Origin of the sequence: Streptomyces sp. SID486 (assembly GCF_009865385.1) — a bacterium.
Taxonomy (GTDB): Bacteria; Actinomycetota; Actinomycetes; order Streptomycetales; family Streptomycetaceae; genus Streptomyces.
In genome coordinates, this window is sequence record NZ_WWJT01000777.1 from 1 (window position 1) to 9,245 (window position 9,245).

Consider the following 9,245-nt stretch of genomic DNA (forward strand, 5'->3'; position numbering starts at 1 on the left):
GCGGACGTAGCTCAGTTGGTAGAGCGCAACCTTGCCAAGGTTGAGGTCGCGAGTTCGAGCCTCGTCGTCCGCTCGGGAATGAGACCCCGGTCCAATGGACCGGGGTCTTCTTCGTGTCCGGAACCGGGCCTGACATTTGTCATGCGCACTAATGACAACGCGCACTGCCGGCCGGCACGCACCGCCGGGACGCTGGTGCCATGGACATCGACGAACACGAGCACGTGATCGAGGTCACCGACCTCAGGCGCGTCTACGGGGGCGGGTTCGAGGCCGTACGCGGAATCACCTTCTCCGTGGCGCGCGGGGAGGTCTTCGCCCTGCTGGGCACCAACGGTGCCGGAAAGACATCGACGGTCGAACTGCTGGAAGGGCTCGCGGCGCCGGCCGGCGGCCGGGTCCGGGTGCTCGGCCACGACCCCTACCGGGAGCGGGCCGCCGTACGGCCCCGCACCGGTGTCATGCTCCAGGAAGGCGGCTTCCCCGCCGAACTGACCGTCCTGGAGACCACCCGGATGTGGGCGGGGTGCACCAGCGGGGCCCGGCCCGAAGCCGAGGTGCTGGAGCTGGTGGGGCTCGCGGACAAGCACGCGGTGCGCGTCAAACAGCTCTCCGGCGGTGAACGGCGGCGCCTGGACCTGGCGCTCGCGCTGCTCGGCGGTCCCGAGGTCCTGTTCCTCGACGAACCGACCACCGGACTCGACGCGGAGGGCCGCCGGGACACCTGGGCGCTGGTGCGCGAACTGCGCGCCGCCGGCACCACCGTGCTGCTCACCACGCACTACCTGGAGGAGGCCGAGGGGCTCGCCGACCGGCTCGCCATCCTGCACAGGGGCCGGATCGCCGTCTCCGGCACCCCGGCCGAGGTCACCGCCGGCCGCCCCTCCCGGATGTCCTTCGAACTGCCCGAGGGCTACTTCCCCGGCGATCTGCCGCCCCTCGCCGACCTCGGCGTCTGCGGGCACGAGAGCGAGGGACGCGTCGTACTGCTGCGCACCACCCAACTCCAGCGCACCGCCACCGGGATACTGGCCTGGGCCGACCGGGCCGGTGTCGAACTGCGCGGGCTGGACGTGCGCTCGGCCTCACTGGAGGAGGCGTTCCTCGGGATCGCACGGGAGCAGGAGGTGGCGGCATGAACATCTCCGTCCCCGGGATCGGCCCGGGCTCCGTACAGCGGCTGCGCGCGCTGGGACAGGCCGAACTCGCCCTCCTCGGCCGCAACCGCGGGGTCGTGTTCACCGCGCTGGCCGTGCCGCTCATGCTGCCGCTCAGCGTGCGGCCGGCCCTCGACCGGCTGGACCTGGCCGAGCACGGGATGACCGTCGGCACCACCCTGCTGACCGCCGCGGTCGGCTTCTCTTTCCTCTTCGCCGTGTACGCCTCACTGACCAACGCCTACGTCGCCCGCCGCGAGGAACTCGTCCTCAAACGGCTGCGCACCGGCGAGCTCTCCGACACCGAGATCCTCACCGGGACCGCCCTGCCCGCCGTCGGGCTCGGGCTGGCCCAGACGCTGCTGCTGTGCGTGGGATGCGCGGTCCTGCTGCACACCGGCGCGCCCAGGGCGCCGTACCTGATCCTGCCCGGACTGGTGGCCGGCTTCCTGGTGAGTGGCGCGCTGGCCGCGCTCACCGCGTCCTTCACCCGCAGCGTGGAGAGCGGTCAGATCACCACGCTGCCGATGATGTTCGTGTCGATGGCGGCCTCCGGGATCACCTTCCCCGTCGAAGTCCTGCCCGCCAAGGTGGCCGCCGTCTGCCAACTGCTGCCGCTCTCCCCGGCGATCCGGCTCTTCCGCGGCGGCTGGACCGGCCAGTTGAGCGTCGGCGAGACGCTCACCGCCCTCGCGACCGCGGTGGCCTGGAGCTGCCTGGCGGTGTTTGCTGTACGGCGGCGATTCCGCTGGGAACCGCGACGCTGATCTCGGGAAGTGACGGGAGAACACGGGGATGACCGGGCCGCGCGGCTGGTGGCGGCGCAAGAGCACACCGGCGAAGGTCGAGACGTACACCCGCTGGTCGTTCCACTTCTTCGTCGTGGCCGAGGTCTTCGGGGTGGCGCTGCCCGCGGTCGGGCACGTGCCGCCGTGGCTCGCGGGCTGGCTGGTCGCGCTGGTCGTCGGGCACGGCGTGGTCATGGCGGTCGCCGCCTCCCACGCCCTGGACTGGACGCGCGGCCGGCGCCCCCGGCCGGTACGGGCCATGGCAGCGCTGGCCGTCCTCTCCTTCGTGCTGGCGGCGGGTGCCCTGGCGACGCACCGGTACGGCCCCGTCGGCAACGGCACCGGCACCGCCCTCGGCACGGTCTACGGCGGACTGCTGTCCTGGGGCGGCGGCATGCAGGCGCTCGGCATCCGCACCCGGCGGCGCGCCTTCGCCATCGTCGCCGGCTTCGCCTGCGGAGCCGGCCTGGTGGCCCTGCCGCTCGGCGCACCCTGGCCGCTTGCGCTGGTCACCGCCCTCATGGTGCTCATGGGCGCCGGATTCATCGCCCTGACCTGTGTCTTCTCCGTCTGGCTGCTCAACTGCGTGTACGAGCTGGACGAGGCCCGGGAGACCCGGACCCGGCTCGCCGTCGCCGAGGAACGGCTGCGGTTCGGACGGGACCTGCACGACGTCCTCGGCCGGAACCTGTCCGTGATCTCCCTCAAGAGCGAGCTGGCCGTCCAACTCGCCCGGCGCGGGCGGCCGGCGGCGGTGGAGCAGATGATCGAGGTGCAGCGCATCGCGCAGGAGTCGCAGCGGGAGGTGCGGGCCGTCGTACGCGGCTACCGCGAGGCCGATCTGAGGGCCGAACTCGCGGGCGCGCAGGGCGTACTGGCCGCGGCGGGCATCGCGTGCGAGGTCCGGGCGGAACCGGCCGGGCTGCCCGCCGAGGTGCAGTCCGCGCTCGGCTGGGTGGTGCGCGAGGCCGCCACCAACGTGCTGCGGCACGGGGACGCGGTCCGGTGCGAGGTGAGACTCAGGGTGCTGGAGGGGCATGTGGTGCTGACAGTGGAGAACGACGGTGCGACGGCACCGGGCGGGAGCGGTGGTTCGGGACTCGCCGGGCTGCGGGAGCGGCTCGCCGCCGTGGACGGGACCTTGGAGTCGGGCATCGTCGGCGCCGGCCGGGACCGGTTCCGGCTGATGGCGCGGGTGCCGCTGGCGGCCGTGGAAGGAGTCACCTCGTGAGCGCTCCGGTACGGCTGCTGCTCGCCGACGACGAGCATCTGATCCGGGGGGCGCTGGCCGCGCTGCTCTCGCTGGAGGACGACCTGCTGGTGGTCGCGGAGGCCGCGACCGGGCCCGAGGCGCTGGCCATGGCGGTGGCGCACGAACCGGACGTGGCCGTCCTGGATCTCCAGATGCCGGGCGCCGACGGTGTGAAGGTCGCCACATCCCTGCGCACCGAACTGCCCGGCTGCCGGGTGCTGATCGTCACCGGGCACGGGCGGCCCGGACATCTGAAGCAAGCGCTCGCGGCCGGTGTGCGCGGGTTCGTCCCGAAGACCGTCAGCGCCCAGCGGCTGGCCGAGATCATCCGGACCGTGCACGCCGGAAACCGCTACGTCGACCCTGAGTTGGCGGCCGACGCGATCTCCGCCGGGGACTCGCCGCTGACCGCCCGCGAAGCCGAGGTGCTGGAGCTGGCCGCCGACGGGGCACCGGTCGCGGAGATCGCCGAGCGGGCCGCGCTGTCGCCCGGGACGGTGCGCAACTACCTCTCCTCCGCCGTCACGAAACTCGGTGCCGAGAACCGTCATGCGGCAGTGCGTCTCGCACGCCGGCGAGGTTGGGTATAGTTGCTCTCGCGCCACGGCGCAGTGCGGACGTAGCTCAGTTGGTAGAGCGCAACCTTGCCAAGGTTGAGGTCGCGAGTTCGAGCCTCGTCGTCCGCTCCATGGAGAAGCCCCCGGTTCCGGCCGGGGGCTTCTTGCGTACGCCCCCGGCTCGCGCCGGGGGGCGGGTGCGTCAGCTCCAGGCGGTGCCCGTCAGGTGCTCGAACGCCTCCACGTACTTCGCCCGCGTCGCCGCCACGACCTGCTCCGGCAGCGGCGGCGGGGGCTCCTCGCCCTTGCGGTCCCAGCCGGACTCCGGCGAGGTCAGCCAGTCCCGCACGAACTGCTTGTCGTACGACGGCTGGGCGCGGCCCGGCTGCCACCGGTCGGCCGGCCAGAAGCGGGAGGAGTCCGGGGTGAGGACCTCGTCGGCCAGGACGAGGGTGTCCCCCTCGAAGCCGAACTCGAACTTGGTGTCGGCCAGGATGATCCCCCGGTCCCGGGCGATGTCGCGGGCCCGCGAGTACACCGCGAGGGTGGCCTGGCGCAGCTGGGCGGCGGTCTCGGCGCCGACCTGGCGGGCGACCTCCTCGTAGGAGACGTTCTCGTCGTGCTCGCCGACCGCGGCCTTGGCGGCCGGGGTGAAGATCGGGCCGGGGAGTTCGGAGCCGTCGACGAGACCTTCGGGCAGGGCGAGACCGCAGACGGTCCGGGACTCCTGGTACTCCGCCAGGCCCGAGCCGGTGAGGTAGCCGCGGGCCACGCACTCCACCGGGACCATCTTCAGGGACTTGCAGATGAGCGTGCGGCCCGCCCAGTCGGCCGGGGCACCTTCGGGCAGCTCGGTGCTGATGACGTGATTCGGGGCGAGGTCGCGCAGCTGGTCGAACCACCACAGGGAGAGCTGGGTGAGGACGCGGCCCTTGTCCGGGATCTCGGTGGGCAGCACCCAGTCGTAGGCGGACATGCGGTCGCTGGCGACCATCACGAGGTCGCCCGCCTCGTTCTGGTACAGCTCGCGCACCTTGCCGGTGTGCAGGTGCACCAGGCCCGGAACCTCGATCGGCTCGGGCTTTTCTACGAATCCGGACACGGTTCCTCCCCGTGGCTCTGTCCAAGTGCCTCGATTCTCCCGTATGCGGGTGATCGCGGTGCGGCCAGGGGTCAGTCGCGTTTGCAGATGCGGTCCAGCAGGTTCGCCGTGGCCCGCTGGATGCGCGGATCCACATGGCCGGGACGGTCCAGGGACGGCGACCACGCGAAGGTGCCGGAGGCGAACACCCAGGCGCCGGAGGGGGCGCGGTAGAGCGAGGTCTCCTGGTGCCGCAGGACGCCGTCGTTGTCGGTGTAGGGGGAGTGGGCGAGCAGGATGCGCTCGTCGTGCTCGGGCAGCGGGGTGCGCGGGAAGTACCGGTCCGCCTCACCGGCGACCAGGCCCGCGATCTCCTCGCCCTCGTGCGCGCCGGTCGCCTCCCACAGCCAGTGGCCGCCGTTGCGGACGATCAGCGGATGCGGCTCGGGCACCCGGCCCGCGTACTGGATCCCGACCAGCTGCTGCTCGGGCCGGCCGAGCTCCCGCCAGAGCACCGGGCGGCCCGGCCCCTTGCGCTTGCGGCAGGTCAGCAGCCGGTCCGGGACACCGGAGGGGGACGGGCCGAGTTCCACCTGCCAGTACATGGTGTTGGCGGAGAGGAAGACCAGTGAGGTGCCGCGGTCGCGGGCGTCCTCCACGGCCCGGCGCATGGGCACCGACCAGTACTCGTCGTGGCCGGGGAAGACCAGGCCCCGGTAGCGGGTGGGGTCGACGCGGCCGGCGTGCAGGTCGCGGGCGTCGGCGTAGGCCAGGTCGTAGCCGTAGCGCTCGGCCCAGCGGATGAAGTCGTAGGCGTGGCCCACGTGCAGCGGCAGGCCCGCGCCCGCGTACGGCCGGTCGAAGGAGACCGTGGTCGCGGCGTCGGCCTCGCCGAGCAGCCGGCCCCGCTCGTCCCACGCGTGGTAGAGGCTGGCACCGGTGTGCCCGTCCTCCGGGTAGAGGTTGTACGCCTGCCAGGTGATGTCGGGCAGCAGCAGGAGCAGGTCGGCGGGGTGGTCGTCGCGGATCGTGAAGGGCACGTGTGAGCGGTAGCCGTCGGCGGTGGTGAGGACGGCCACGTAGGCGCCGATGCTCCAGTACGAGGGCACCTGCAGACGCCAGGACAGCCACCAGTGGTGACAGGAGACCGTGCGGTCGGCGGTCAGCGGCGGGGACTGGACGATGCCGGGCAGCCGGGGGCTGGTGGTGATCTTGGCGGCGCCGTCACCGCCGTAGTGGCCGATGCGGTAGATGTCGACGCTGAACTCCTGCGGCGGGTCGACCGTGATGTGGAAGTCGATCGCCTCGCCGGGCGCGACCGCGCCGGTGGAGGTGAACCCCTTGATCTGGCGGTGCACGTCGTCGGCCGAGCGGGGACCGGCCGGAGCCGCCCGCGGCGCGGGGACGCGCGTGCCGACGCCGGTCCGGCCGCCTCCGCCCCCGGCGGACTGCCGCGGGTCGGGGTCGACGTACCAGGGCACGACGTGACCGGTGTCGTCGAAGTACGTCTCGCTGCCGCGCAGCCAGGGCACCGGGCCCTGGCCGAAGGGGTCCGTGACGGCGTGCGCGAGTGCTCCCGACTCCCAGCGGCGAATGTGGTCCGAGGCCATGGTCGCTCCCCTCCCTCATGCCCCCGTGGCTGTCTCGGTGGTACGCGCTGTGCTCACTGCGGCTGCGGCTCGCCGCGCCGGCCGTGCTCGGCCGCGCTGTCGTATGTCGCGTGCCTTTGCCAAAGGCGTGGTCGATCCCAGCACATCACATAACGCACGGGCTCGGTCACTAGTCGTTGCGAATTGACCTGAAGTGGAAGTCGCCTTTCCGTTACGCCGGTGACAAAGACGCTACGGCCCCGTCACACCAGCCGCACGGGCTTCTCCGGTCGTATCCCGGAGGCGATCAGCCAGTCGCGCAGCGGACCCGGGTCCCCCTCCTCGATCAGGCTGAGGACCTTGGGGGCCAGGTCGGCGGCCCGCTCGCCGCCCAGCAGCAGGGACGGGCCGTCCAGCCAGTCCAGCGCGGGGACGGCACCGGCGGTGTCCACGGCCGCGCAGCAGACCATCGCCGTGACATGGTCGGCGAGCAGTTCGCGGGCGGTCCGCTGGGGTTGCAGCGGGAAGGGCGGCAGCATGCCGTCGCCTACGGCCCACAGCGCGCTCTCGGGACCCGGGCGGGCCGCACTGCCGCCGCTGCCGCCGTCCGGTACCGCCGTCTCCTCCCACGCCAGCGCGGCACTCAGCCCGGCGGCCAGCGCGGCACTCCGCTCGGTGGCCCGATCGGCGTCCTCTTCGTCGTCGTACGAGGCGGGCAGGAGGGGCTCGTCGTCGTGCGGGGAGTGGAGGGCCGGCTCGTCGTCGTACGGGGAGTGGAGGGCCGGCTCCCCGTCGTGCGGGGAGTGGAGGCGGGGGGCCGGTTCGTCGTCGTGCGGCGAGTGGAGGCGGGGGGCCGCATCGTCGTCGTGCGGCGGGTGAAGGGCCGAATCGTCGTCGTGCGGAAGGTGTGGGGCCGCATCGTCGTCGTGCGGAAGGTGTGGGGCCGCATCGTCGTCGTGCGGAAGGTGTGGGGCCGCATCGTCGTCGTGCGGAAGGCGTGGGGCCGGTTCGGCGGTGTGCTCGGGGCGAGGGGCCGGGCCGGCAGCCCGGGGCGGACGCGGCCGGGTGCCCGGTTCGGTGGTGGCGGGGCTGCCGGGGCCGGTGCGGGCCGCAGCGGGCGGCTCCGCGAGGTGGTCCAGGACGCGGGCCAGGGTGGGGCCGCCGGGGTCGGGGTCCGCGGGGTCGAGGGAGGGGCGGACGCCGAGGGAGTCGAGGACGCGGTGCAGGCGGGCCGCGTCGGCACGCCAGGTGCGGTCCACGACCTCCTCCGGATACGCCTGCCAGTCCACCGGGGCCCAGCCCGACCCGGACTCGGCGGGACCGCCGTGGAAGAGGTGGGCGGCGAGCAGCGAGGTGGCCTCGTCCACCGCTCCGGGCTCCTCCAGCAGATCGCAGGCCGGCCGCTCGCCGAGCCGGGAGGTGAAGCCCTCGGCCAGCCGGTCACGGCGGGACAGCTCGGTGAGCGCCGCCACCACGCCCGCGTCCAGCCGGGACGGCCAGCGGCCCATCCGCCAGGCGGGCAGGGCGACCCTGGTCAGCAGCCGGTCCCAGCCGGCGTAGGCGAGCCCGACCTGTTCCTGGGCGACGATCCGCAGGCCGTAGTCGACGGTCTGGGCGCGCTCGGCCGCCGCCGCCGCGACCCCGCGCTCCATCTGCATCGCGTGCTCCCGGCAGCCGCGCAGCAGCAGCCGCGCGATCCAGCCGAGCCCCGCGCACACCCCTCGGGTCAGCGGACAGCGGCCGGGGACCGAGGCGACGGCCACGGCCGCGTCCAGTCCGCGGATGAAACGGCGGGCGGCGGCTATGTCCGGGTGGGCCGAGGGACCCGTACCGGCGATGACCGGGGCGAGGACCGCACGCAGCTCACCGACGCGCATCCACCACAGGAACGGGGAGCCGATGACGAGGACCGGTGCGACCGGGGTCCGACGGCGGCCGGGGCCCGCTATCTCGTCGGGCGCCGGACGCGGGGGCGGACCGTGCGCCGAATGGGTGCGGTCCTCCAGCCAGCTGTCGCAGTCCGGGGTGAGCGCTATGGCGGACGGGGCCGGCACGTCCAGACGGTCGGCGAGGTCGCGCACCATCCGGTACAGGTCCGGGGCGGACCGCTCCGGGATCGACACCGTGGGGCTCGTCGCGGGGCGGGCGCGCGCCAGGACCACGCAGACGCCGGCGGCGACCAGCAGCACCAGCACGGCGAGCACGCCGACGACCCACCGGGCGGTGTCCCAGCCCGGGCCGACGAGATGGCCGGTGGAGGCTCCGGTCAGCAGGATCACCGCGGCGCCCGCGGGCAGCAGGGCCACGGCCAGCGCCCGGCCCCGGACCCGCAGCACGGCGAGGGCCCGGGAGCGCGCGGCCTGTGCGCCTGCCTCCACACCGATTCCGGTCACGTGCCGACCTCGCCCCCTCTCTGCCGATCGCGTGCTGCCCTGGACTTGCTCACTCCCCCACTGTGGCACCCGTCACTGACATCGCAATGCCGGTGGGCCAAGTGCCGGAACGCTTGCGCGGCACCCTAGTTGGGGCCCGGGCGCTCGTCAGCCGGATAGGCGATTGCTCACTCGATGGAATGGCTCTGGTCAGAGCTGGGTGACAGACAGCAAAGATCAGGCCCCGGATCCGCTCCGGGGCCTGACGGGTCACGAGGGTGCTGCCGAGTGCCGACGACCGGAGGGGACGGGGGGCCGGGCAGCAGGCGGAAGGCGGAGGGGCGGCTGACTGCCGACGGCCGGAGGCGACGGATCGGCTGCGGCTGTCGGGTACGCCGAGGACCGCCGGCGATCGGGTCGGTTTCGGCTGCCGAGGGTGCCGAGGACCG

Annotated in this window: 7 protein-coding genes and 2 tRNA genes; 6 read left to right on the forward strand and 3 right to left on the reverse strand. The window is 73.4% G+C overall.

The features are described 5' to 3' along the window. The 6 genes from GT045_RS36695 (at position 1) to GT045_RS36720 (ending at position 3,886) form a co-directional block, all read left to right on the forward strand. Positions 1-73 (forward strand) — tRNA-Gly (locus GT045_RS36695). Positions 74-200: 127 nt separating this feature from the next. Further along, positions 201-1,139 (forward strand): ABC transporter ATP-binding protein, encoded by a 939-nt coding sequence (locus tag GT045_RS36700; RefSeq protein ID WP_161292525.1) that lies wholly within the window; start codon positions 201-203, stop codon positions 1,137-1,139. Next, entirely contained in the window at positions 1,136-1,924 is a 789-nt protein-coding gene (locus GT045_RS36705) for an ABC transporter permease (protein ID WP_161336862.1), read from the forward strand. Before GT045_RS36700 ends, GT045_RS36705 begins: the two co-directional genes overlap by 4 nt. A 28-nt stretch (positions 1,925-1,952) precedes the next feature. Then, positions 1,953-3,176 carry a histidine kinase gene (locus tag GT045_RS36710; RefSeq protein ID WP_161336863.1) on the forward strand — a complete coding sequence of 408 codons (1,224 nt, stop codon included), beginning with the start codon at positions 1,953-1,955 and terminating at the stop codon, positions 3,174-3,176. After that, positions 3,173-3,787 (forward strand): response regulator transcription factor, encoded by a 615-nt coding sequence (locus GT045_RS36715; RefSeq protein WP_161336864.1) that lies wholly within the window; start codon positions 3,173-3,175, stop codon positions 3,785-3,787. Before GT045_RS36710 ends, GT045_RS36715 begins: the two co-directional genes overlap by 4 nt. 23 nt (positions 3,788-3,810) lie before the next feature. Further along, positions 3,811-3,886, forward strand: a tRNA-Gly gene (locus GT045_RS36720). Positions 3,887-3,956: 70 nt separating this feature from the next. On the opposite strand, the gene GT045_RS36725 is transcribed toward GT045_RS36720, so the two are convergent. The 3 genes from GT045_RS36725 to GT045_RS36740 form a co-directional block, all read right to left on the reverse strand. Beyond that, on the reverse strand, positions 3,957-4,856 hold the full coding sequence (locus tag GT045_RS36725; RefSeq protein ID WP_161336865.1) for a phosphoribosylaminoimidazolesuccinocarboxamide synthase: 900 nt from the start codon (positions 4,854-4,856) through the stop codon (positions 3,957-3,959). A gap of 71 nt (positions 4,857-4,927) precedes the next feature. Further along, a complete protein-coding gene (locus GT045_RS36730) occupies positions 4,928-6,445 on the reverse strand; it encodes a N,N-dimethylformamidase beta subunit family domain-containing protein (RefSeq protein ID WP_161336866.1) in 1,518 nt (505 codons plus the stop codon). 242 nt (positions 6,446-6,687) lie between these two features. Next, positions 6,688-8,817: a hypothetical protein gene (locus tag GT045_RS36740; protein WP_161336867.1), complete on the reverse strand. Its 2,130-nt coding sequence runs from the start codon at positions 8,815-8,817 to the stop codon at positions 6,688-6,690. Positions 8,818-9,245 lie beyond the last annotated feature (428 nt).

Excerpts from the sequence above, each read along its gene's own strand:
- GT045_RS36705 (WP_161336862.1), top strand. The coding sequence starts at position 1,136 with ATGAACATCTCCGTCCCCGGGATCGGCCCGGGCTCCGTACAGCGGCTG.
- GT045_RS36710 (WP_161336863.1), top strand. The coding sequence starts at position 1,953 with ATGACCGGGCCGCGCGGCTGGTGGCGGCGCAAGAGCACACCGGCGAAG.
- GT045_RS36700 (WP_161292525.1), top strand. The coding sequence starts at position 201 with ATGGACATCGACGAACACGAGCACGTGATCGAGGTCACCGACCTCAGG.
- GT045_RS36730 (WP_161336866.1), bottom strand. The coding sequence starts at position 6,445 with ATGGCCTCGGACCACATTCGCCGCTGGGAGTCGGGAGCACTCGCGCAC.